We start from the raw sequence: 21,397 nt of genomic DNA on the forward strand, positions 1-21,397 counted from the left end.
CTAGGATTGAAAGAAACCAAGAGGGTACGGGGCTTGATAGCGCAGCGTAACACACCTGTTATTTGTAGGCGGTGCGTTAGGCTTAACGCCGTAACTCACCCGACTGGATAATTTATTTTTTGGAAGTTCTTAATTCAAATCTCGTTTCCAGCAAGAGGCTGGAAATGCTATTCAATTGCGGCTCTGCCGCTAGAAAGAGAGGCGGAGCCTCAAGGACGGGCATTCCCAGTCGGAGACTGGGAACGAGGCAAACGAGGCAATCTTTTAAAGCTCTGTCTAGACTGGTTTTTACGTTAAGTTGACACCTGTGAGCAATGCTGTGCCCCTACTGTGTTGCATCCAAACGAGAACCGCTATATTCTTTGAAAATCCTTAATTATTGTGGCACTGTAGACTTGAATGGCTGTTGTTTTTAGATTTTAAGTTGACAAGCAATTCACAATCTACTAATGCTATACAGACGATTTGGACGCACAGAATTACAGATGCCAGTGTTTTCCTGCGGTGGCATGAGATATCAGTTTACATGGAAAGATGTTCCCAATAATGAAATTCCTGCTGATAGTCAGGCGAATCTGGAAGCGACTATTAGAAGGGCAGTCGAAGTTGGGATTAATCATATTGAAACTGCTCGTGGTTATGGCACTTCCGAAATGCAATTGGGAAGAGTTCTACCTCAATTTCCCCGTGAAAAGTTGATTGTTCAGACCAAAATCAGCCCAAAGGCAGATGCGAAAGAATTCCGCGAGACATTTGAACAATCATTGCAAAATCTCCAGCTAGATTATGTTGACCTTTTAGGGTTGCATGGTATCAATCATCCTGAGTCGTTTGATGACAGCATCCGCCCTGGTGGCTGTTTGGAAGTAGCGCAGCAGTTGCAAGCAGAAGGAAAAGTTAGATTTATTGGCTTTTCCACACACGGATCAACAGATATGATTGTGCAGACAATTAATACCAATCTATTTGATTACGTGAATTTGCATTGGTACTACATTAATCAATGGAATTGGGCGGCAATTGAAGCAGCTAAACGCCAGGATATGGGGGTGTTTATCATTAGCCCATCTAATAAAGGAGGTTTATTGTATGAACCTCCAGAAAAATTAGTAAATCTTTGCGCCCCGTTGAGTCCAATGGTGTTTAATGATTTGTTTTGTTTGAGTCATCAAGAGGTGCATACCTTAAGTTTGGGAGCAGCAAAACCAGAAGATTTTGATGAACACCTGAAGACTTTAGAATTAGTAGATCGGGCATCAGAAATTTTGCCGCCAATTTTAGCAAGGTTGGAATCAGAAGCGATCGCTACTTTGGGAGAAGATTGGGTAAAATCCTGGGAAACAAATCTACCAACCTTTAACCAAACCCCTGGTGAGGTAAATATTCGGGTGATTTTGTGGCTGCGAAATTTAGCGATCGCCTACGATCTGGTAGAGTATGCCAAAATGCGTTACAACCTGCTTGGCAATGGTGGCCACTGGTTCCCCGGCAACAAAGCCGATCGGCTAGATGAATTAGACTTGCGCCAATGTCTCGCCCGCAATCCCCACGCCGATAAAATCCCCCAAGTTTTGGCACAAGCCCATCAGATGTTGGCAGGTGAGGCCGTCCAACGTCTATCAAAAACTTGACAAATTGCATAAATAGGGCATGGGGCATGGGGTTAGGGGGGAAATAACTCCAAACTCCAAACTCCTAACTCCAAACTCCTAACTCCAAACTCCTAACTCCTAACTCCTAACTCCTAACTCCTAACTCCTAATCAGATTGCGCCGTATCCGTTGATTTACTTCCCTTTGGTACGACTAGGACTTTATCAACGCGGTTACCATCCATATCCATCACTTCAATTCGCATACTTTGCCATTCAAAATGATCTGCTGCGGCAGGAATACGGCCTAAATGGGTGATCACAAAACCACCTAAGGTTTGATAACTGCCGCTTTCCTCGGATTTCCACTCTTCCATACCGAAAAGTTCCAAAAACTCCTCTACAGGCAACATCCCATCCAAAAGCCAGGAACCATCTTCGCGTTGCACGGCTTGTGGTTGATCTTGCCCATCTGTTGAAGGAACATCACCCACGATTTCGCTCATGATGTCGTTGAGAGTGACTAATCCTTGAATCACACCATATTCATCGACTACTAACGCCATGTGAGTGATTGTTTGCTTGAACAATTCCAAAACTTTCAAACCACGGGTGCTTTCTGGCACGAATACGGGCTGTCGCAATCCCACTGTCAAATCTAGCGGTTCTCCTCGAAAACTCCGGGCTAATAAGTCAGTAACAGGCATAACACCCAGCACATTGTCAAGTCCCCCCTGACAAACTGGATATCGAGAATAGGCACTATCAACCATTTTTTGGCGATTTTCTTCGGCAGAGTCATCCAAGTCTAGCCAGACGATATCAGGGCGGGGTGTCATTAAGTAGCTGACAGGGCGATCGCCTAAACGAAAAACTCGCTCCACCATATCCTGTTCAGCTTCCTCAAAGGTTCCCGCCTCAGTACCTTGCTCGATTAAGATTTTAATTTCTTCTTCGGTAACTTGCGGCTCGGTAGAAGCTGTAATTCCCAGTAATCGCAGGATCAAATCAGTAGAAGCGCTTAAGAGAAAGACTACAGGAGAAGCGATCGCCGCCAAGGCTTCCATAGGAATCGCTACAATCGATGCAATCCTTTCTGGGTTGTTTAATGCCAAACGCTTCGGTACCAATTCGCCAACAATCAGTGACAAATAGGTAATGATCAAAACCACTATTCCGAAAGATAGCGGTTCACTATAAGGTGCTAACAAGGGCACAAGTTTTACATAGACTGCCAGTCGGTTAGCAATTGTTGCTCCTCCAAAAGCACCAGTCAGGATACCAATCAGGGAAATACCTACTTGGACGGTTGACAGAAAATGATTTGGAGACTCAGCAAGTTTCAATGCTGCCTTTGCCTTGGCATCTCCTTGATTGGCAAGCTGTTGTAGCCTAACTTTCCGGGCTGAGACAATCGCCATCTCAGACATAGAAAACACGCCGTTGGCAATAATTAGCACCAAAATGATTAAAATTTCAAAATTTATGGAGGACATGTTTAAAATTGCCGCTTATCAGAGCGAACGTAGCTCAATACCTAGTATCTAGTATTAAAGGTGCTTCTATAAATGCTTTGACTGTACACAAAGTAATAGTTATTTTCACGTTGACTGTTAACCGTCAACCGTCAACCGTTAACCTTTTAAAATAGTTGACATAAACTGCCTGAAGATTTTCTGATCCACAAAGACTCCCACCGCTAGTAGTACTTATGTCATTTTCTTCTATTGTGCGTGCCTTAGCGCGATCGCCGCTCACCACTGAATTTATTTCTAAGCTAAACCGACAACAAGAATTGCGGTTAAATGGCGTTCCTCGACTACCCAAGGGTTTGGTGGCTTCGGCATTGGCACAGGCTACGGGCAAGGATTTGTTTGTGGTTTGCGCCACTCTGGAAGAAGCTGGACGCGTTTATGCACAACTGGAGGCAATGGGATGGCAAACAGTACATTTTTACCCCACCTCCGAGGCTTCTCCCTACGAACCTTTTGACCCGGAAACTGAGATGAGTTGGGGGCAAATGCAGGTATTGGCAGATTTGGTAACAGGGGATAGGGGACTGGGGACTGGGGACTGGGGATTAGGAGGACAAGAGGGAACTATTGAAAAAGTTACTCCCTTGTCTGTTCCCAATCCCCAATTCCCAATTCCCAGTACCGGAGCGAAGCGACCTTTGGCAATTGTGGCTACCCAAGGGGCGCTACAACCCCACTTACCACCACCAGAAGCTTTTGGGCAATTCTGTCTGACTTTGAAGCGGGGGATGGAATTAGACTTGAATTCCTTCAGTGAGAAAATAACTATTTTGGGGTACGAACGAGTACCTTTGGTGGAAACAGAAGGACAGTGGAGCCGACGGGGCGATATTGTTGATGTGTACCCAGTTTCATCTGAGTTTCCAGTCCGCCTGGAATGGTTTGGTGATGAAATCGAGCAAATGCGGGAATTTGACCCAGCAACCCAACGTTCCGCCCTCGACAAAGTTGATCAGTTAATTCTTACCCCCACTAGCTTTGCTCCCATCGTCATGGCGGCGCTGAAGAATAGTTATGAGTTAGGAGTTATGAGTGATGAGTTAAATTCTGAGTCAGAACTTAGCACTGAGAAGTCATCACTTTTGGAGGGTAGTCGTCGCTTTTTGGGGTTGGCTTTTGAGCAACCAGCATCTTTGCTAAACTATTTATCAGAAAATACCCTGATTGCCATTGATGAGCCTGAACAGTGTCATGCTCATAGCGATCGCTGGGTGGAAAATGCCGAGGAACAGTGGGAAATTGGGCATGGGGAAGAATCTACTCCCCTAAGATTGCCGAAAATTCATCGGTCGTTTGATGAGTGTTTGGCTGATGTTGCCAAGTTTAAAACATTATATTTATCGGAATTATCAGAGGAAAATGATGGGATTAATCTTGCCAGCCGTCCTGTTCCTGTCACGCCGCACCAGTTTGCTAAACTAGCTGAAACTATCCGCCAAGAACGCGATCGCAATTTCTCAATCTGGCTACTTTCTGCTCAACCTTCGCGTTCTGTCTCACTGTTGCAAGAACATGACTGTCCGGCTCAGTTTATCCCCAATCCCCGCGACTACCAAGCGATCGATAAGCTGCAAATTAACCATACTCCCATAGCCTTAAAATATTCTGGTCTTGCGGAACTAGAAGGTTTTATCCTGCCTACTTACCGAATAGTAATCGTCACAGATCGGGAATTTTTTGGGCAGCATTCTTTGGCGACTCCCGGCTATATCCGCAAGCGTCACAAAGCTACTTCTAAGCAAGTTGATCCCAATAAACTCCGTCCAGGCGATTATGTGGTTCATAGAAATCATGGTGTTGGCAAATTTGTCAAGCTGGAAAGTTTGACAATTAATAATGAAACCCGTGATTATTTGGTGGTGCAGTATGCTGATGGGTTATTAAGAGTCGCAGCCGATCAAGTAGGTGCTTTATCTCGGTTCCGCGCCGCAGGTGATAAAGCGCCGGAACTCAATCGGATGACTGGGAAAGCTTGGGAAAATACCAAGAATAAAGTCCGCAAAGCGATTAAAAAATTGGCGGTGGACTTGTTGAAACTGTATGCAGCGCGATCGCAACAACAAGGTTTTAGCTTTCCAGGAGATATGCCTTGGCAGGAGGAATTAGAAGATTCTTTCCCCTACCAACCCACAACGGATCAACTCAAAGCTGTACAAGATGTAAAACGCGACATGGAAAGCGATCGCCCAATGGATCGGTTAGTTTGTGGCGATGTCGGTTTTGGCAAGACGGAAGTGGCGATTCGTGCTGTTTTTAAAGCAGTCACCGCCGGTAAACAAGTGGCACTCCTTGCGCCAACGACTATTTTAACACAGCAGCATTACCATACACTCAAAGAACGTTTTGCACCTTACCCGGTAAATGTCGGTTTGCTCAACCGTTTTCGGTCTGCTGAAGAACGCCGCGATATTCAAAAACGATTGGCAACGGGTGAATTAGATGTAGTAATTGGTACACACCAACTTTTAGGTAAAGGCGTGACATTCCGGGATTTAGGATTATTAGTAGTGGATGAAGAACAACGATTTGGGGTAAACCAAAAAGAGAAAATTAAAAGCCTGAAAACTCAGGTTGATGTGCTTACCCTCTCAGCCACTCCCATTCCCCGGACTTTGTATATGTCCTTGTCGGGAATTCGGGAAATGAGTTTGATTACCACGCCACCCCCAACTAGACGACCAATTAAAACCCATCTTTCACCGATAAATTCTGAAAGTATCCGCACCGCAATTCGTCAAGAATTAGACAGAGGCGGACAGGTATTTTATGTAGTTCCACGAGTAGATGGCATTGAAGAGACAACAGCCAATTTACGAGAAGTTTTACCAGGAGCTAGATTTGCGATCGCTCACGGTCAAATGGATGAAAGCGAGTTAGAATCAACCATGCTCACTTTCAGCAATGGCGATGCAGATATCCTGGTTTGTACAACAATTATTGAATCTGGCTTAGATATTCCGCGAGTCAACACCATTTTAATTGAAGATGCTCACCGCTTTGGATTAGCACAGTTGTATCAATTACGCGGTCGTGTGGGACGTGCAGGTATCCAAGCTCATGCTTGGTTATTTTATCCAAAGCAACGGGCATTATCTGATGCAGCACGGCAACGATTACGAGCGATTCAGGAATTTACTCAGTTGGGTTCTGGATATCAACTAGCGATGCGTGACATGGAAATCAGAGGTGTAGGTAACTTGCTAGGTGCAGAACAATCCGGTCAAATGGATGCCATCGGTTTTGATTTATACATGGAAATGCTAGAAGAAGCAATTCGGGAAATCCGAGGACAAGAAATTCCGAAAGTGGAGGATACCCAAATTGACCTCAACCTGACGGCGTTTATTCCGGCAGATTATATCACCGATTTGGATCAAAAGATGAGTGCATACCGGGCAGTGGCCACAGCTAAATCTAAATCAGAATTAAAACAGATTGCAGCCGAGTGGAGCGATCGCTATGGTAGTTTACCTGTCCCTGCAAATCAACTTTTGCGAGTCATGGAACTCAAACAGCTAGCAAAAAAACTTGGATTTAGCCGAATTAAACCAGAAAACAAGCAGCACGTTGTTTTAGAAACACCGATGGAGGAACCCGCTTGGAATTTGTTAGCGGCGAATTTACCAGACAATCTCAAGACGCGTTTTGTCTATTCTCCTGGTAAAGTGACGGTGCGCGGATTAGGAGTATTTAAAGCAGATCAACAATTGCAGAATTTGATTGATGCTTTCGGGAGAATGCAGGGTGCGATTCCAGAGGCAGCTGTTGTTTGAGTGGTAGAAAAAGATTAGTAATCAAGTGAAAATCTATGTCAGAATTACTTAAAAGAATTACAGTTAATCCCAAACAATGTGGTGGTCGTCCATGCATTCGAGGCATGAGAATTCGGGTATCAGATGTACTGGACTTGTTTGCTGCTGGACTTAGTGCAGAACAAATTTTAGAAGAAATGCCTGATCTTGAAGCCGACGATCTCAAAGCAGCACTAATATATGCTTCGCGGAAGCTTAATCATCCAGTCTTAGTAGCATGACAATCTGGGTAGATGCACATTTATCCCCTGCGATCGCAACTTGGATCAGCAACACTTTTGGTATAACAGCTTTAGCTTTACGTGATGTTGGTCTGAGAGATGCTGAAGACCTTCAGATTTTTGAGGCAGCAAAAGCTCAAGGAGTTATCTTGATAACCAAGGATAGCGACTTTGTTGACTTGGTTGTTCGTCTTGGATCACCACCACAAATTATCTGGTTAACGTGCGGAAACACATCAAATGCTCGGTTGCAAGAGATTTTGAGTGCTACTTTGCTAGAAGCATTAGAGCTTTTGCGAACAGGTGAAGTGTTAGTCGAAATTAGCGGAGATTAGCAACTGTACTGAGTTAATGTAGTTTTATTTCCTTACTCTTTTTGCTCGCGATCGCAGCATCTATAGCACTACCTCCACGACGTAAAACATCGCGTCCGGCTGCTGATGCTAGTGGATTTTGGCTTTGTGGAAAATTGCTTTGTTGGGTAACGCTAAAGCTTAACCCAACAAAGTCCCGAAATGTTGGGTTTCGTTCCTCAAACGCCACTTGCTTCAAGTCGGGAAACCCGCCCAACGCAGTGGCTCCCCAACCTACACATTTCAAGGTTTTTGGCGCTAACCCAAGCGTATTGAAATATACATGGGTTTTATCATGCCAACTTACTTATCCCAGCCATTGGATACCTAACTCAATCGCAGAAATAAAAGTTTACAAAAAGCTCTTTTAGAGGCCGCAATCAAGATTTGAAAGTTGGAACCTTGAAAGCCTTGATGAAAATAGCCCAGCTATCTGAAGAAGATTTACTTTAATTTCCAATTACTGCTCTGATTCATCTAGTAATTTGCTTGGTTCACCGGGGTAGAAATCATAGTCCACAATCTCTACCAAACTGTAAGGACACTCTACCGGAAAAGTCCGCTTGGGCAAATCTGTTTCTCCAACAGCTAATTCGACACCTCTAAGGTAGGCTTTGCGAAGTGCTTCTTCAAGGTAGGGTTTGAGGCTAGGATTGTCTTCGAGCAGTTCAGCAATATCTAAGCGTTGAATACGAAGTGTTGCTAACCAACTACGGCTACGACGCCCTGACTGGTACTGCCATTTTAGTAAATGTCCAATCAAAACACTAAGACGGTTTCGCAGTTCTTGACGTTGCTGTTTACCCAAAGATTGAATCTCCTCAATCAGATTTTGCAGATCAATCTGACTCCAGTGTTCATTGCGAAGTAAAGTTACTTGTTCCTGTGTCCAAGCGTAAAAATCAGTTTCGTAGAGGCTTGGTGAAAGCATTGGTATCTTTGGGTTTGTTTCAGGTACACCCATTAGGTTAGTTCAACCTCAACGTCTTTGCCTTTATTGTAGAACTGTCTCAAATACTAGTTCTGCTATTGAGAGCGATCGCTTGTATTTTAAAAGAGTGGCAGACTGCCGCAAAGCTTTTGAGCAGGCGGGAATTCCAACCCAGCCCTTTGAGTCTAGTTGGTAGAATTAAGGTAAATACCAACTCAACTTAAACTTATGATAAAAACTATCGAAGGCATTTATCAGGATGGACAAATTCACCTCACCCAGCTACCACAAGATGTCAGCGATCGCTCTCAAGTTCTCGTCACCTTTCTAGACCCTGGTAAAATCGACCCCAGTAAATTACGCCAACTGATTGATCAGTTGGAGACAATTGCTGGAATTGGACAAGGTTTCGAGGAACTCAACGCTGGCAAAACTCGCCCCATTGGGGATTTCGTTCAAGAAATGCAGCAAAAGTATGGCATTTCAGGTTGAGATTACCCCAATCGCCGAAGCTCAGATTGAGCTTACAATTCGAGGTACTACAGTTAATGTATTGTATGTGCGCCACAGTGGCCAAGCACCACTGACAGTAGATGACCTAGAGGAGTTAGAAGGTGGAGTTTAGCATTTCAAGGCGATCGCTATGGTACTTCAGCACTGTCTGCAAATCAACTTTTGCGAATCATGAAACTCAAACATTTTACACGAGTTTAGTAATTGTATCTTTGTTGAGTGCGATTTCCAGATGATTTATAAATATTCAAAAAATACTTCAGGTACTAATCTGAATTCCCCAGATTTCAAGCGAGAAATATCTATCCATAAGGCTCTATGTTTATGAGTTTGTGATTCTGAAAAAACTAAACTTTCTAGTTGATAAAATTTGGAATCAACAAAGTCACATTGATAAAGCTGAATAATTTCATGACCTTGCCTACCATTAAATGTAAACAGGTTCTCTATACAACCTAAATATTTAATATTCGTTAAATCTGCCTGAATTTCCTCTTGAAACTCGCGTTCTAAGGCGATGCGACTGGTTTCGCCAAATTCAACACCACCGCCTAAAGCCCGATAAAATGTTTCTTGTTTGACGGGATCGTAGCCTTCAGAAAGAAATATGCGTTGGCCATCCCGAATTAGCCCCAAGGTTATTACCCGAATTTCGCCTGCTTTATTCATTTTGGTAACTAATTATCGTAAATAGACTGAGGACGGCTTTCGCTACCCTCAATAGGCCAATCTGGGTTTTCCCCACCGATGTACAATTCTTCAATGGTGACATATTCCTGACTTAGCTGGCTGAGGGCGTTGATTAAAATATCCAATGCGATCGCATCACTGGTTCCTAAGTCAAACCAACAACGCCCCCACTGTCCCTCATATTCAAACTCACCGATGTTGTGCATCAGTGCTAGCAGGCTTTTGTCATACCCTTGCTCATCATAATTCATGTAGCTGATATCAAGTCCAGTGTCCTGCACCTGGAGATTCTCTGCATTAAATGCACCCAATTTACCCAGATAAAACCAAGAATTGAAAACTTCTTCTACATACTGCTTTTCACGTGCAGAAGGATTTGTGCTGAATTTCAGCCAAATCCACACATCAAAAGGATTAATTTCGCGGAACTGAATCTCCATTTTGGTCTAGTATCTCAATTACTGTTCTGCAAATAAGCATATCAAAATGGAGCATAGGGCATGGGGAATGGGGCATAGGGAATAGAGAAAAAACTTAATCGCCAATGCCCAATGCCCAATTATTCAGGATTCTTAAGGCTAACAGCATTTTTGCGTTCACTCTCAATTTGTTTGACTAAACCGCCTGGGAGTTGGGATTTTTTAGTTAGTGCTTTGTCAAAATTAGCGATCGCTTCCTCGATCATCTGCTGACTTTTTTCTTTTTGCCCCAGTTCTTTCAGGATTTGGGCTTTGAGATAATAAATTTCTGGATTATCGGATGTGGTTTTTATCGCCCGGTTGACATACTCTAGTGCCTGTGGATACCGTTTTAAATCCCGGTAAGCAAGAGCAATACCCCGATCTACTAGATACCCAGGAGCAGCATTTCGTTCTAAGCGTCCAATTGACTGATCTGGGCTAGCAAATGGCAAATTAACTGCCAACAATAAATCCATATAACCCTTGATTAAATTCAGTTCTGGATCGTTGGCAGAAATTGCTTCAGCTTTGTCTAAATATTCATAAACTTGCCGCAACCGACTAAAGGCTTGCGGTACACCATTGACAGTACCATCACGGATGATAATTACTGCTCCCTCTAAAAAATGACCAACAGCAGTGTATAAATTACCACGCAAGGGATCGCTAGGAATTAGTTTTTGTCCGGCTTCTAGAGTTTTTTGGCTGTAGGTATCTAGTTTAGCCCAATCCTTATTTCCGTATGCTAAAGATGCCTTCATAGCATAAGCTAGAGGTTCATTTGGTTCTTTAGATATTGCTTGTTCCAGATAACGCTCTGCTGCTGGATAATTGCCTTGTTGGAAAATCGCTTTAAAAGCGGCTTCTGTTTGGTCGCCAATTTGATGAGGTTCACGATTACGAAACGGATCGCCAGCCAATGAGGGATTTACCCACAGATTAAGTGCGATTGCCCAAGGGGCAACGCCAAAGGCGAACGCAGCGCCAAAAGCAGTCTGAGCAAAGGTAGTGAGTCTCGCAGACACTACTAATCGAGGCGAAGAAAACCTTTTAGTCATTTTAACTCTCAGAATAATTGCGGTTGAAATAGTTGTATGTGTTACTTAGAATGCAAAAAATGGTTAATTTTTACACTGAGCGACTTGCCTTGAGCCTGTCCTGAGCGTAGCCGACTTGTACTGAGCGGCGTCGAAGTAAGGGCGCAGTCGAAAGGAGTCGAAGTGTGAACTTGCCTCTGCTTCAACCAAAATTTTCTTATATAAAGGTTGACTTTGGTAATTTTTCCATGTTCCCAGGCTGGTTATAGCCAAAGTTTTTAGGGTGAGTCTGCCACAATGGAGAAAATGTGGATGATTCTTGCTGCTAGATTAAGGTGTTAATCCTTTCTTGGAATTTTCCTGGTGCTCCCAGTGTAGCTAATCAGTAATTTGCTGACTTTTTGGTAATCTTAACAAATGCTCTATCTCCGAAATCTAAATTATCACCCCACAGCGTGCCCAACAGCGATTCTCAAATCAATCAACTTGGAATTAGCACCCCAGCAGCTAGGTCTGATTATTGGCGCGAGTGGCTCGGGTAAAAGTACTTTACTAGAAATTTTGTCGGGACTAGCCGAACCCACTAGCGGCGCACTCTTTTGGCGGGAACAAGAACTTATAGCCGAACAGCTACAACAATTAGCTGGGTTGGTATTTCAATTTCCAGAGCGTCACTTTTGCGGTGGTTCAATTTTAGAAGAATTGCGTTTAGGACATCCTGAGTTAGGGTCAGAACGAGTTAGACAGGCCCTAACCGAAGTGGGATTAGACCATTTATCGCTCTCCGCCGCTCCCTATGCTTTGAGTGGTGGTCAGCAACGACGTTTAGCTTTGGCAGTGCAATTGATTCGCCAGCCAAATTTACTGTTATTGGATGAACCTACAGCTGGGTTAGATTGGTCAATGCGTCGGCAACTGGTAAATTTATTAGCGAAACTGAAACAAGATTGGACACTGTTGGTAGTGACACACGATGCTGGGGATATGTTAGCGATCGCAGATCGTTGCTGGACACTCAACCACGGTGAACTACAATCAGTAGACCCAAAGACACTAGAAACCAAAGTTAAAGAACCTTTACCAACGGTGTGAGAGGAGAACATGGGGCAAGGAGAATAACCATGCCCCATGACAAATGACAAATGACAAATGACAAATGACAAACCTATTGCCTGAGATGGCAGAAATCTGGCAGCAAACTCTCAATTGGCAACCAACTCTCCAACAGCAAGCGCAATTCCAAAGGCTTTATGAGTTAATCCTAGAAGGTAATCGCCAACTAAATTTAACTCGCATTACTGACCCTCAAGAGTTTTGGGAAAAACATCTCTGGGATTCTCTGCGAGGAATTGCACCTCTTTTATCAACAAATTTCTCCGCTGCTTTCCCTGCTATCATTGATATCGGTACAGGTGCGGGTTTTCCGGGTATTCCAGTGACAATTACTGTACCTAATTGCACAATTACTCTTCTGGATTCCACTCGGAAAAAAATTACTTTTATCGACAATATATTAACTGAACTTGCCTTTACCAATGCCAAAACTCTTGTTGGTAGGGCTGAAGAAATCGGTCATCACCCCCAGCATCGATTAGCTTACGATATTGCGTTGATTCGTGCTGTAGGGGCAGCCTCTGTTTGTGCAGAATATACCTTACCACTGCTCAAACAGGGAGGTTTAGCCATAATTTATCGCGGTAATTGGACAGAGGATGAAACAACTGCTTTGCAGAATGCTTTGAAGCAGTTGGGTGGTGCGATTGAATCAATCGAACAATTTACAACACCTCTGAGTCACAGCATCCGGCATTGTATCTATTTGCGTAAGGTAGCCACTACAGCAGTTCAGTTTCCCCGTGCTATTGGTGTACCTACCCAAAAACCGCTTTGAGGGGTGTTTAGCCTCACACCACGCGGTAGGCAACATTGCTCATTGGTGTCAACTTCAGCCCAAACCCATTTAAAACCCAATACGGTTCAGTTAAGGATTTTTGGTACTAATTTTAGACCTGTAGAGACGCGAAATTTCGCGTCTTTACCAAGGTTTTTGGGCTTAACTGAACTGTATTGATTTAAAACCTCGTTTCCAGCAAGAGGCTGGAAATGCACTTCAATTGGGCTGCTACCGCCAGTCTTGAGGCAGAGCCTCGCATTAGGCATTCCCAGTCGGAGCCTGGGAACGAGACAATCTCTAATAGACCACGCGGTAAGAATATAGCAATGCTGTGCGCTTACGATAGATGTGGTTCAAATATATGAAAACTGCTGTAATCAAACAAAATATTAGCCTTAATTCCTCAAAATATACCAAGTGCCATTACTCGGTCGCCATACTGCGAAGTCACTCTTAATAGAGAAATTATAAATGGCAGGAACAGGAATATCACCATTTACGCCCAATTCTCTAGTAACTCTTTGACCTGTAGAACTGTTAATTATATACCAAGTACCATTACTTGGTCGCCATACTGCAAAATCCGCTCTACCATCATCATCGTATTTACCAGGGGCAGGAACATCACCATTTACGCCCAATTTTCTAATAACTACTTGACGGCTATAACTATTAATTACATACCAAGTACCATTACTGGGTCGCCATACTGCAAAATCAGTTCTACTATCATAATCATAATCGGCGAGAACGGGAATATCGCCATTTACACCCCATTTTTTAGTAACTGTTTGCCCTGTAGAACTGTTAATTACATACCAAGTACCATTACTGGGGCGCCATACTGCAAAATCAGTTTTACCATCATTATCATAACTACCGGGAACAGGAATATCGCCATCTATGCCCAATTGTTTAGTAACTGTTTGACCTGTAGAACTGTTAATTACATACCAAGTGCGATTACTTGGTCGCCATACTGCAATATCAGTTATCCTATCACCATCATAATCGCCGGTAACGGGAATATCGCCATCTACGCCCAATTGTTTAGTAACTGTTTGATCTGTAGAACTTTTAATTAAATACCAAGTACCATTACTGGGTCGCCATACTGCAATATCAGTTCTACCATCCTTATCATAATTGCCGGGAACGGGAATATCACCAGCTACACCCAATTTTCTAGTAACTTGAGCTTGTGCTTTAAAATTTAAAATTCCAAGAGATAATGGAACAGTTAAAGCAAGCATGAATAATTTGCAACCAATCTTCATGAGAATATCCTCCTTATAATCAAAATGACTTAAGAGTGTTTTTATTGAAATTGCACATTTGAATAAGTGATTTTAAGCTTTATGCGTTGTCATAACGAAATCTTAAGTTTTAATGTTATGTAGCTTTTGCTTTTCATAAGTAATTTAGCACGATAGGTGTAACGCCACTTCTTACGATGGGAGGAGTTATGAGCAGAGTTTTCCTGCTAGACAACTCTATGCAATGCAGTGGTTTTGCTTACTATAGGAATCATATTTGATAAAAGAACTCCTCCCCGCTTGCGGGAAGGAGATAAGCAAAAACTAAACTTTGTTAGAGCGTGGTTGGTAAAGATATTGTTTGGAGGAAATTAACCAGACAAAATATTAGCCCTAATTCCCAAGAATATACCAAGTGCCATTACTTGGTCGCCATACTGCGAAGTCACTCCCAATAGAGAAATCATAATCGCCGGAAACGGGAATATCGCCACGTGTTCCCCACTGTCTAGTAACTACTTGACCTGTAGAACTGTTAATTACATACCAAGTACCATTACTTGGTCGCCATACTGCAAAATCATTTATACCATCATTATCATAATCGCCAGAAACGGGAATATCACCACGTGTTCCCCATTCTCTAGTAACTACTTGACCTGTAGAACTGTTAATTACATACCAAGTACCATTACTTGGTCGCCATACTGCAAAATCATTTATACCATCATTATCATAATCGCCAGGAACGGGAATATCGCCACGTATTCCCCATTCTCTAGTAACTACTTGACCTGTAGAACTGTTAATTACATACCAAGTACCATTACTTGGTCGCCATACTGCAAAATCATTTATACCATCATTATCATAATCGCCGGAAACGGGAATATCGCCACGTGTTCCCCATTCTCTAGTAACTACTTGACCTGTAGAACTGTTAATTACATACCAAGTACCATTACTTGGTCGCCATACTGCAAAATCATTTATACCATCATTATCATAATCGCCAGGAACGGGAATATCGCCACGTGTTCCCCATTGTCTAGTAACTACTTGACCTGTAGAACTGTTAATTACATACCAAGTACCATTACTTGGTCGCCATACTGCAAAATCAGTTATACCATCATAATCATAATTGCCGGGAACGGGAATATCGCCACCTGTTCCCCATTGTCTAGTAATTTGAGCTTGTGCTTTAAAATTTAAAATTCCAAGAAATAATGGAACAGTTAAAGCAACGGTGAATAATTTGGAACCAATTTTCATGAGAACATCCTCCTTATAATCAAAATGACTCAAGTTTTACTCAAATTGCACATTTGAAGAAATGATTCTAAGTTTTACGCGTTATTATGATAAAATCTTAAATTTTCATCTTATAGAGCTTTTCCAAGCATAAGTAATTTAGCACGAGAAGTGTAAGCTTAATTACAATCTTTGTTAAGATAAATGCATATTTTTAACGTAAAATCAAGCTATATTAAATCTCCAAAAAAGAAAAAAATTAAGTGTAACGGTTGAAGGAAGCTATTTTAAATAAACTACATTTTTTATCTGAACCATAAACGCAGAGTAGGGCAGTTGCGTGGTAAGGGAGATTTTCACGCCCCTTGCTTTCCACATTTGGTATCACATCAAAAAACTGGCAACAGAATATTGTTTCTGTCGCCAGTTTTTAAGCGCTTATAACTCTAAATTCTTGTCTGGTTTCAGGCAAATTTACTTGCAGCTGCAAACCGCTTGTTAATCTCATCCCAATTAATCACGTTCCACCAAGCTTCCAAATAATCAGCGCGGCGATTTTGGTAATTGAGATAATATGCATGTTCCCATACGTCATTACCCAAGATGGGATATTTACCTGCACTTAAGGGAGTATCTTGGTTAGCTGTAGTTGTCACTTCCAATTTGCCACCTTTGTTACGCACTAGCCAAACCCAACCACTACCAAAACGACCAGCACCAGCTTCGTTAAACTGTTTTTTAAAAGCTGCAAAAGAGCCAAAATTTTGATTAATCGCGGAGGCTATATTTCCTGTTGGTTCTCCCCCACCTTTCGGCTTCATAATTTGCCAGAACATTGAGTGGTTCACATGACCACCGCCATTATTGCGTACTGTATTACGAATATCTTGTGGTACACTATCAAGTTTCCGCAACAGTTCTTCAACGCTTTTACCTTTTAGTTCTGGATGTTTAGCTAACGCTGCATTCAGGTTTTTTACATAAGTTGCGTGGTGTTTATCGTGGTGAAATTGCATCGTTTTGGCATCGATGTGTGGTTCCAGTGCTTCGTAGGCGTAAGGTAAAGGCGGTAGTTGGATAGTACCTGGTTTATTTGGTGTTGTATTTGCTATTGTGTTTGGTGTTGTTTCAGGAATTGCAGTGTTTCTTTCAGGAGATGTCTCTGCCGATGCACAAGCATTTAATGCAAAAGTACCCACACCTGCTGTGAATAAAAACAAGAAATTACGTCGATTAATAGTCATATAAGTTTTTGCAGCCAATCCATTAAGTCTCTATTACCGTTTTTATTTTCTTAGATTTTGGCTAAAATAAATTGGGAATTTACAATTATTTCTGGGAGTTTAAGAAACTTTTTTAGACTTGTAATATTAAGTACTAACATTCAAAACGTTTCTTGATTGTATAGGATTAGTATTTGATTGCGTGAAATACACGTAGTGTGATGACACAGCTAAAATACTGCACTAGCTTTCCTCTTGTGGGATGGGCGTCTCGCCCGTCCAGTGCGGGCAAGATGCCCACACCACAAGAAAAATTATTGCATCATTTTAGCTGTGTCGCACTACTACAAGACTACCGAGATTTTTTCAGAAATCAAATATGATTCCTATAGTACTAACCTGTTGTGGAAAATTTGTACTCCAAACAGTACTAGCTCCGTTCTCATAGATAATAATCCATTCCCCCTTGTTAGTGAATGTTATATTGCAATACAGTTCAGTTAAGCCCAAAAACCTTGGTAAAGACGCGAAATTTCGCGTCTCTACAGGTCTAAAATTAGTACCAAAAATCCTTAACTGAACCGTATTGTGTTATATTGTTAATAGTTTTCTTTGCTTTTTGTATATCAATTACCTCAGCATTCTTTTTGGCGATTATCAGCGCGGCAAATAGATTTTTATCAATAACGCACTGAAAAAATTTGTTCAACAGTTAGATTGAAATCTGGAAATGTTGGCGACTCTATACGGTCGTCTCCTCTAAACTGTTTACCACGATATTCACCCTCATCACTTAAAGAGTAAATTGTGAATGTTGGCTGTTTAGGGTCGCCTATCAATTCTTTGCTACCTAAAGCAGCATAATCCACAATCCAATATTCTTGAATACCCATTTCTTCATAGTCAGCAAACTTTTTATGATAATCATCTCTCCAGTTAGTACTGACGACTTCAATTACTAATGGAATTGAATCTGGTTTACTAAGAATAGATTGTTTCTCCCATAATGGTTCATTACCCAAGTTAGAAAAATTCATTAATAAAACATCAGGATAGTACCCTGAAATTTTATTTTCTGGCTTGACTGTAGCGGTTTTAGGTATACCGTAATTAAGTTTAAGACGAAGACACTCATACCCTAACACCATTGTTAAAAATGCTACTATTTGCTCGTGTTTACCTGATGGTGGTGGCATTTGAATAATATCTCCATCGTGTAATTCATAACGAATGTTTTCCGGTTGTGTTTCTAAAAACTCTAAATATTCATCAAATGTAAATAGTTTTTGTAGTGATTGAATCATTATTTCATCCTGATTATGGATATAAACAGTTCTCACTGCTGTAACCTGAAAATTAAAAGTTAACGGGGTGTAGCGGCCAAAGGTGAAAGGAAATCGGCATGGACGCGCCAAGGTTCTTACTCAGCAAGAGATACACCAAATTTTCGCTATTGGGTTAACAAATGACCGCGATCGCCCCGTGGTCGATTACGGTCATTACGGTCAAAAATTGGATTAACGGCGGTGTGGTGATGATTCTAGATGCGATCGCTAACCTATCCTACACCCCGTCACAGCGATCGCACACAAAACAATTATATTTTACACTCCGAAGCGCTTATAATATTCTGTCCCCAGTTTTGGGATCAAACACAAACAATTGATTTAAATCTAGTTGCAAAGAAAAGCGATCGCCTGGACGCGGACGCACATCCCCGCCCACTTGAATATTCAACACCACCGCCGAACCTGGTAAACCAGCACGAATCAAAGTTTCCCTTCCCAAAGGTTCCACCACCTTAACTTCCACAATCAGCTGACTCTCATTTACTTCTTGGCGGGTTGGCGGTTCGTTAATAAAAATATGCTCTGGGCGAATCCCTAAATCATAACTGTGTCCCTGACGCAGCTGTAATTTTTCTTTCACAACTGCTGGAATCGTTAGTAATTGTCCACTCACATCAAAACCATTACTTTCATAGATTGCAGGCAAAATATTCATTGGTGGGCTACCTAAAAAACTTGCCACCATCTGATTAGCAGGACTTGCATAAATACTTTGGGGATCGCCAATTTGTTGAATGCGCCCGCGATTTAGCACGACAATTTTATCAGCCAAAGTCATCGCTTCGACTTGATCGTGGGTGACGTAAATTGTGGTAATGCCTAATTCTTGATGTAACTGTTTCAATTCTGCCCTGGTATCATCGCGCAATTGGGCATCTAAATTAGATAAAGGTTCATCAAGTAAAAATACTTGTGGTTCACGAGCGATCGCTCTTCCTAATGCTACTCGTTGTTGCTGTCCCCCAGAAAGTTGTTTGGGCTTACGATCCAGCAAATGATCCAGAGAAAGCGATCGCGCCACATTCATCACGCGTTCTTGAATGATTTTTCGATCAACCTGACGCATTTGCAAGCCAAAGCCGATGTTTTGGGCCACACTCATGTGAGGATAGAGAGCGTAGTTTTGGAATACCATCGCTACATCCCGTTGTCTGGCTGGGATATTATTCACCAAGCGATCGCCAATAAAGAGTTTGCCAGATGTAGCAGTTTCTAAACCAGCGATCGTTCGCAAAATTGTAGATTTACCACAACCAGATGGCCCAACTAAAACCCAAAACTCGCCATCAGGAATTTCAAAGGTAATATCCTCAATAGCGGTGACATTATTAAATTTACGCTTAATATCTTCTAGACGAACGTTTGCCATTATCTAATTTGATATTTTCAGTTTGGGATCTGCGACACTTCCAACTAAGCACTAGGAGGTTTGATCCGCTCCCTCCGAGGAACTGTGAGGCTGCTTTATAAGTGCAGAAACTTGGTCGTTCTGCACAACTCTAATCAGAAATCTTAAAGCCTCATTGACGGCATCAGCATTGGGAAAAACCTCTGCAACATCCGCTTCTAAACGAATTGTTGTCTTCCCAAAGCTTTTTCGTTCAGGGCCGAACTTTCTGACCCTTAAACTCTTTAAGTCATACTCTGATCGCAAATCATCTTCCATTTCTACCTTACCCGTCTTTGTATGCTTCTCGCTCGGATCGTGTTACCTCTCTTGCACTAATGATACGAATCGAATTTCCTCTTTCCGTATACGACATGATTAGTAAGCGTCCCCGATTTGACTCTCCAATAATAAGGTAACGCTCCTCATCATCAGAGTGGTCTGGATCGTAGAAGTCAACATAAAGTGGATCGTCGAAAACAGTTTTGGCTTCTTCAAAGGAAACCTGATGTTTTAAAAGATTTCTTGCCGCTTTATTTTCGTCCCACTCAAACTTCATGGAATTATTAAATTACTACCTTTTGAATCCCTATAAATTCTGGTATTTCTTCATCATTTTCTGTTTCTAAACAAAGTTCAATTACTTCTTTCATATTATCCATCAACTCATCAATTGTTTTTCCCTGACTATAACAGGCTTTTAGCTGAGGGACTTCTCCAACATAATAACCATCTTCATCCCGTTCAATGATGACGTAGAATTCTCGGTTGGTGGGATTGATCATAATCTATTTGTACGTAGGCTCAAAATCATTTTTCTGGATTCTTTGACCAAGCTGGGTGAGAGAGTAAAGAAGCAAAGACTCGTACTCCCCGAAGTTGATTAGAGAGAGGTAAGTGACCTCTAGGCGCACTCAAATCCCAGGTAAACTCGTTAGGGTATCGTGTCCAGCTATTACCTGCTTTCCAGCCAATCTTCGGCCAGAAATTCTCCCAGTTTTTACCCAAACTTAACCAGATTTCTCGCTGTACTGAAAAGCCAAATTTACCTTCAGAGTGGACTAACCAAAGGTTGTTAATGGTTTGCAAGTCAACAGCCGAGGTATTTTCTACCTCAGTAAAGTACAACCATTTTCGTTGTACAGCCGTTGGCCCTGATAGTTCACACATTTTTTCAATGGTGACGCGATCGGCTGCTTGGAAGTCTTGAACAGCTAGTAGCTGTTGCAAAGAATTGTAGTTAATCCCGCATTCTGATTTTAGAGGTACAATTCCCTCAGGAAAACAAGAGCGCAGAAATTCTTTGGCTTGAGGTGCATCGGAGTTATAGAGGACTTGGTAAGCTTTGCCATCAACCCAAGTAGCTGGGTTCTCCCGTCGTTTCAGTAAAAATTCCATCAACACGTCTAATCCCTCATTACCCAACTCAGCTAACTGTGGGATTATCTGTTGTTGGACTTTTTCAGACCCGGCGATTAACGGTCGTCGGAGAGAGTCGATGTCATTTGCAGGGCCTGATAAAATCATTGGGTCTGTCATGCCATTCTAGTTTTAGCGGTCAGTGAAAGAGTGGTAAGCTATCGGTTTTCTCCAAAGTGGAGCATTGATAGCGAAAAGTAGTTTACTATTTTTGATCGTACAAAATTGCGATCGCTTCACTGAATCCCACACTTAATCCCCAAATAATGTACAAGGAGAATAGGGGGAAAATCTGGAGACTAGGGACTGGGGACTGGGGACTGGGGACTAGGGACTGCGTACTACGGAGGGGACATGGAGGACAAGGGTGAATTATTGAAAAAATCACTTCGTGTCTCTTCCCAATCCCCAATACCCAGTACCCAATCCCCAATATACAAGCCTGCCACATAAGGTTTTTTTGAATAGCAG

25 protein-coding genes are annotated in these 21,397 nt (G+C 42.2%); 9 read left to right on the forward strand and 16 right to left on the reverse strand.

From position 1 onward, the window contains the following. Window positions 1-449 precede the first annotated feature (449 nt). Window positions 450-1,631 carry an aldo/keto reductase gene (locus D1367_RS14705; RefSeq protein WP_118167100.1) on the forward strand — a complete coding sequence of 394 codons (1,182 nt, stop codon included), beginning with the start codon at window positions 450-452 and terminating at the stop codon, window positions 1,629-1,631. A gap of 127 nt (window positions 1,632-1,758) precedes the next feature. On the opposite strand, the gene D1367_RS14710 is transcribed toward D1367_RS14705, so the two are convergent. Further along, window positions 1,759-3,087 carry a hemolysin family protein gene (locus D1367_RS14710; RefSeq protein WP_118167101.1) on the reverse strand — a complete coding sequence of 443 codons (1,329 nt, stop codon included), beginning with the start codon at window positions 3,085-3,087 and terminating at the stop codon, window positions 1,759-1,761. Between the two features lie 215 nt (window positions 3,088-3,302). On the opposite strand from D1367_RS14710, the gene mfd reads away from it, so the two are divergent. The 3 genes from mfd to D1367_RS14725 are packed head-to-tail and all read left to right on the forward strand — an operon-like array spanning window position 3,303 to window position 7,494. After that, window positions 3,303-6,899, forward strand: a complete 3,597-nt coding sequence (gene mfd, locus D1367_RS14715; RefSeq protein WP_118167102.1) for a transcription-repair coupling factor — start codon at window positions 3,303-3,305, stop codon at window positions 6,897-6,899. A gap of 35 nt (window positions 6,900-6,934) precedes the next feature. Then, window positions 6,935-7,159 (forward strand): DUF433 domain-containing protein, encoded by a 225-nt coding sequence (locus D1367_RS14720; protein ID WP_118167103.1) that lies wholly within the window; start codon window positions 6,935-6,937, stop codon window positions 7,157-7,159. After that, window positions 7,156-7,494 carry a DUF5615 family PIN-like protein gene (locus D1367_RS14725; protein WP_118167104.1) on the forward strand — a complete coding sequence of 113 codons (339 nt, stop codon included), beginning with the start codon at window positions 7,156-7,158 and terminating at the stop codon, window positions 7,492-7,494. Before D1367_RS14720 ends, D1367_RS14725 begins: the two co-directional genes overlap by 4 nt. Window positions 7,495-7,507: 13 nt before the next feature. Here the strand turns inward: D1367_RS14725 and D1367_RS14730 are convergent, their stop codons facing one another. Beyond that, window positions 7,508-7,759 carry a hypothetical protein gene (locus D1367_RS14730; protein ID WP_147337370.1) on the reverse strand — a complete coding sequence of 84 codons (252 nt, stop codon included), beginning with the start codon at window positions 7,757-7,759 and terminating at the stop codon, window positions 7,508-7,510. Window positions 7,760-7,972: 213 nt separating this feature from the next. After that, window positions 7,973-8,443 (reverse strand): DUF29 domain-containing protein, encoded by a 471-nt coding sequence (locus D1367_RS14740; protein ID WP_220450955.1) that lies wholly within the window; start codon window positions 8,441-8,443, stop codon window positions 7,973-7,975. A gap of 228 nt (window positions 8,444-8,671) precedes the next feature. Between D1367_RS14740 and D1367_RS14745 the strand changes: the two genes are divergently transcribed. Both D1367_RS14745 and D1367_RS30855 read left to right on the forward strand, forming a co-directional pair. Next, complete coding sequence (locus D1367_RS14745; protein ID WP_118167107.1) at window positions 8,672-8,935, forward strand: hypothetical protein; 264 nt, start codon at window positions 8,672-8,674, stop codon at window positions 8,933-8,935. Further along, entirely contained in the window at window positions 8,919-9,068 is a 150-nt protein-coding gene (locus D1367_RS30855) for a hypothetical protein (protein ID WP_181984841.1), read from the forward strand. Before D1367_RS14745 ends, D1367_RS30855 begins: the two co-directional genes overlap by 17 nt. A gap of 125 nt (window positions 9,069-9,193) precedes the next feature. Here D1367_RS30855 and D1367_RS14750 read toward each other — a convergent pair whose 3' ends face one another. The 3 genes from D1367_RS14750 to D1367_RS14760 all read right to left on the reverse strand — a co-directional run bounded on the left by D1367_RS14750 (window position 9,194) and on the right by D1367_RS14760 (window position 11,165). Beyond that, a complete protein-coding gene (locus tag D1367_RS14750) occupies window positions 9,194-9,625 on the reverse strand; it encodes an NUDIX hydrolase (RefSeq protein ID WP_118167108.1) in 432 nt (143 codons plus the stop codon). Window positions 9,626-9,633: 8 nt separating this feature from the next. Next, complete coding sequence (locus D1367_RS14755; protein WP_100898442.1) at window positions 9,634-10,086, reverse strand: DUF3531 family protein; 453 nt, start codon at window positions 10,084-10,086, stop codon at window positions 9,634-9,636. Between the two features lie 119 nt (window positions 10,087-10,205). Next, complete coding sequence (locus tag D1367_RS14760) at window positions 10,206-11,165, reverse strand: Sll0314/Alr1548 family TPR repeat-containing protein (protein ID WP_118167109.1); 960 nt, start codon at window positions 11,163-11,165, stop codon at window positions 10,206-10,208. 396 nt (window positions 11,166-11,561) lie between these two features. On the opposite strand from D1367_RS14760, the gene D1367_RS14765 reads away from it, so the two are divergent. Together D1367_RS14765 and rsmG are read left to right on the forward strand one after the other, a co-directional pair. Continuing rightward, on the forward strand, window positions 11,562-12,236 hold the full coding sequence (locus D1367_RS14765; protein ID WP_118167110.1) for an ABC transporter ATP-binding protein: 675 nt from the start codon (window positions 11,562-11,564) through the stop codon (window positions 12,234-12,236). Window positions 12,237-12,300: 64 nt separating this feature from the next. Then, window positions 12,301-13,035: a 16S rRNA (guanine(527)-N(7))-methyltransferase RsmG gene (gene rsmG, locus D1367_RS14770; protein ID WP_118167111.1), complete on the forward strand. Its 735-nt coding sequence runs from the start codon at window positions 12,301-12,303 to the stop codon at window positions 13,033-13,035. An 86-nt stretch (window positions 13,036-13,121) separates the two neighbouring features. Here the strand turns inward: rsmG and D1367_RS30860 are convergent, their stop codons facing one another. From D1367_RS30860 to D1367_RS14795, 5 genes are all read right to left on the reverse strand, one after another. Then, the gene (locus D1367_RS30860; RefSeq protein ID WP_118167112.1) at window positions 13,122-13,304 is read right to left on the reverse strand and encodes a hypothetical protein; all 183 of its coding nucleotides are present in this window, start codon (window positions 13,302-13,304) and stop codon (window positions 13,122-13,124) included. A 129-nt stretch (window positions 13,305-13,433) separates the two neighbouring features. Then, complete coding sequence (locus D1367_RS14780) at window positions 13,434-14,315, reverse strand: VCBS repeat-containing protein (protein ID WP_118167113.1); 882 nt, start codon at window positions 14,313-14,315, stop codon at window positions 13,434-13,436. Window positions 14,316-14,687: 372 nt separating this feature from the next. After that, window positions 14,688-15,569, reverse strand: coding sequence for an FG-GAP-like repeat-containing protein (locus tag D1367_RS14785; RefSeq protein ID WP_118167114.1), 882 nt, complete (start codon window positions 15,567-15,569; stop codon window positions 14,688-14,690). A gap of 443 nt (window positions 15,570-16,012) precedes the next feature. Continuing rightward, entirely contained in the window at window positions 16,013-16,792 is a 780-nt protein-coding gene (locus tag D1367_RS14790; protein WP_118167115.1) for a Fe-Mn family superoxide dismutase, read from the reverse strand. A 659-nt stretch (window positions 16,793-17,451) separates the two neighbouring features. Next, on the reverse strand, window positions 17,452-18,075 hold the full coding sequence (locus D1367_RS14795) for a Uma2 family endonuclease (protein ID WP_118167116.1): 624 nt from the start codon (window positions 18,073-18,075) through the stop codon (window positions 17,452-17,454). Window positions 18,076-18,236: 161 nt separating this feature from the next. On the opposite strand from D1367_RS14795, the gene D1367_RS30865 reads away from it, so the two are divergent. Further along, window positions 18,237-18,437 (forward strand): hypothetical protein, encoded by a 201-nt coding sequence (locus D1367_RS30865; RefSeq protein WP_181984842.1) that lies wholly within the window; start codon window positions 18,237-18,239, stop codon window positions 18,435-18,437. Here D1367_RS30865 and D1367_RS14805 read toward each other — a convergent pair. Genes D1367_RS14805 through D1367_RS14825 form a run of 5 tightly spaced genes read right to left on the reverse strand, consistent with a single transcriptional unit; the run spans window position 18,392 to window position 21,046 of the window. Continuing rightward, window positions 18,392-19,489 carry an ABC transporter ATP-binding protein gene (locus D1367_RS14805; protein ID WP_118167117.1) on the reverse strand — a complete coding sequence of 366 codons (1,098 nt, stop codon included), beginning with the start codon at window positions 19,487-19,489 and terminating at the stop codon, window positions 18,392-18,394. The genes D1367_RS30865 and D1367_RS14805 overlap by 46 nt on opposite strands. 51 nt (window positions 19,490-19,540) lie before the next feature. Next, window positions 19,541-19,786 carry a hypothetical protein gene (locus D1367_RS14810; protein ID WP_118167118.1) on the reverse strand — a complete coding sequence of 82 codons (246 nt, stop codon included), beginning with the start codon at window positions 19,784-19,786 and terminating at the stop codon, window positions 19,541-19,543. Window positions 19,787-19,793: 7 nt separating this feature from the next. Next, the gene (locus tag D1367_RS14815) at window positions 19,794-20,066 is read right to left on the reverse strand and encodes a BrnT family toxin (protein WP_118167119.1); all 273 of its coding nucleotides are present in this window, start codon (window positions 20,064-20,066) and stop codon (window positions 19,794-19,796) included. Window positions 20,067-20,073: 7 nt separating this feature from the next. Beyond that, window positions 20,074-20,292, reverse strand: a complete 219-nt coding sequence (locus D1367_RS14820; RefSeq protein ID WP_118167120.1) for a type II toxin-antitoxin system HicB family antitoxin — start codon at window positions 20,290-20,292, stop codon at window positions 20,074-20,076. Window positions 20,293-20,317: 25 nt separating this feature from the next. Continuing rightward, complete coding sequence (locus D1367_RS14825; protein ID WP_118167121.1) at window positions 20,318-21,046, reverse strand: GUN4 domain-containing protein; 729 nt, start codon at window positions 21,044-21,046, stop codon at window positions 20,318-20,320. Between the last annotated feature and the right edge of the window lie 351 nt (window positions 21,047-21,397).

Source organism: Nostoc sphaeroides (genome assembly GCF_003443655.1).
GTDB classification, from domain to species: domain Bacteria; phylum Cyanobacteriota; class Cyanobacteriia; order Cyanobacteriales; family Nostocaceae; genus Nostoc; species Nostoc sphaeroides.

Coding starts and splice junctions, on each gene's coding strand:
- D1367_RS30855 (WP_181984841.1), top strand. CDS start 8,919: ATGGCATTTCAGGTTGAGATTACCCCAATCGCCGAAGCTCAGATTGAG.
- D1367_RS14705 (WP_118167100.1), top strand. CDS start 450: ATGCTATACAGACGATTTGGACGCACAGAATTACAGATGCCAGTGTTT.
- mfd (WP_118167102.1), top strand. CDS start 3,303: ATGTCATTTTCTTCTATTGTGCGTGCCTTAGCGCGATCGCCGCTCACC.
- D1367_RS14820 (WP_118167120.1), bottom strand. CDS start 20,292: ATGATCAATCCCACCAACCGAGAATTCTACGTCATCATTGAACGGGAT.
- D1367_RS14740 (WP_220450955.1), bottom strand. CDS start 8,443: ATGCTTTCACCAAGCCTCTACGAAACTGATTTTTACGCTTGGACACAG.
- D1367_RS30865 (WP_181984842.1), top strand. CDS start 18,237: ATGACCGCGATCGCCCCGTGGTCGATTACGGTCATTACGGTCAAAAAT.
- D1367_RS14825 (WP_118167121.1), bottom strand. CDS start 21,046: ATGACAGACCCAATGATTTTATCAGGCCCTGCAAATGACATCGACTCT.
- D1367_RS14785 (WP_118167114.1), bottom strand. CDS start 15,569: ATGAAAATTGGTTCCAAATTATTCACCGTTGCTTTAACTGTTCCATTA.
- D1367_RS14750 (WP_118167108.1), bottom strand. CDS start 9,625: ATGAATAAAGCAGGCGAAATTCGGGTAATAACCTTGGGGCTAATTCGG.
- D1367_RS14810 (WP_118167118.1), bottom strand. CDS start 19,786: ATGGAAGATGATTTGCGATCAGAGTATGACTTAAAGAGTTTAAGGGTC.
- D1367_RS14765 (WP_118167110.1), top strand. CDS start 11,562: ATGCTCTATCTCCGAAATCTAAATTATCACCCCACAGCGTGCCCAACA.
- D1367_RS14755 (WP_100898442.1), bottom strand. CDS start 10,086: ATGGAGATTCAGTTCCGCGAAATTAATCCTTTTGATGTGTGGATTTGG.
- D1367_RS14745 (WP_118167107.1), top strand. CDS start 8,672: ATGATAAAAACTATCGAAGGCATTTATCAGGATGGACAAATTCACCTC.
- D1367_RS14815 (WP_118167119.1), bottom strand. CDS start 20,066: ATGAAGTTTGAGTGGGACGAAAATAAAGCGGCAAGAAATCTTTTAAAA.
- D1367_RS14795 (WP_118167116.1), bottom strand. CDS start 18,075: ATGATTCAATCACTACAAAAACTATTTACATTTGATGAATATTTAGAG.
- D1367_RS30860 (WP_118167112.1), bottom strand. CDS start 13,304: ATGCCTAATGCGAGGCTCTGCCTCAAGACTGGCGGTAGCAGCCCAATT.
- D1367_RS14790 (WP_118167115.1), bottom strand. CDS start 16,792: ATGACTATTAATCGACGTAATTTCTTGTTTTTATTCACAGCAGGTGTG.
- D1367_RS14780 (WP_118167113.1), bottom strand. CDS start 14,315: ATGAAGATTGGTTGCAAATTATTCATGCTTGCTTTAACTGTTCCATTA.
- D1367_RS14725 (WP_118167104.1), top strand. CDS start 7,156: ATGACAATCTGGGTAGATGCACATTTATCCCCTGCGATCGCAACTTGG.
- D1367_RS14720 (WP_118167103.1), top strand. CDS start 6,935: ATGTCAGAATTACTTAAAAGAATTACAGTTAATCCCAAACAATGTGGT.
- rsmG (WP_118167111.1), top strand. CDS start 12,301: ATGACAAACCTATTGCCTGAGATGGCAGAAATCTGGCAGCAAACTCTC.
- D1367_RS14805 (WP_118167117.1), bottom strand. CDS start 19,489: ATGGCAAACGTTCGTCTAGAAGATATTAAGCGTAAATTTAATAATGTC.
- D1367_RS14710 (WP_118167101.1), bottom strand. CDS start 3,087: ATGTCCTCCATAAATTTTGAAATTTTAATCATTTTGGTGCTAATTATT.
- D1367_RS14760 (WP_118167109.1), bottom strand. CDS start 11,165: ATGACTAAAAGGTTTTCTTCGCCTCGATTAGTAGTGTCTGCGAGACTC.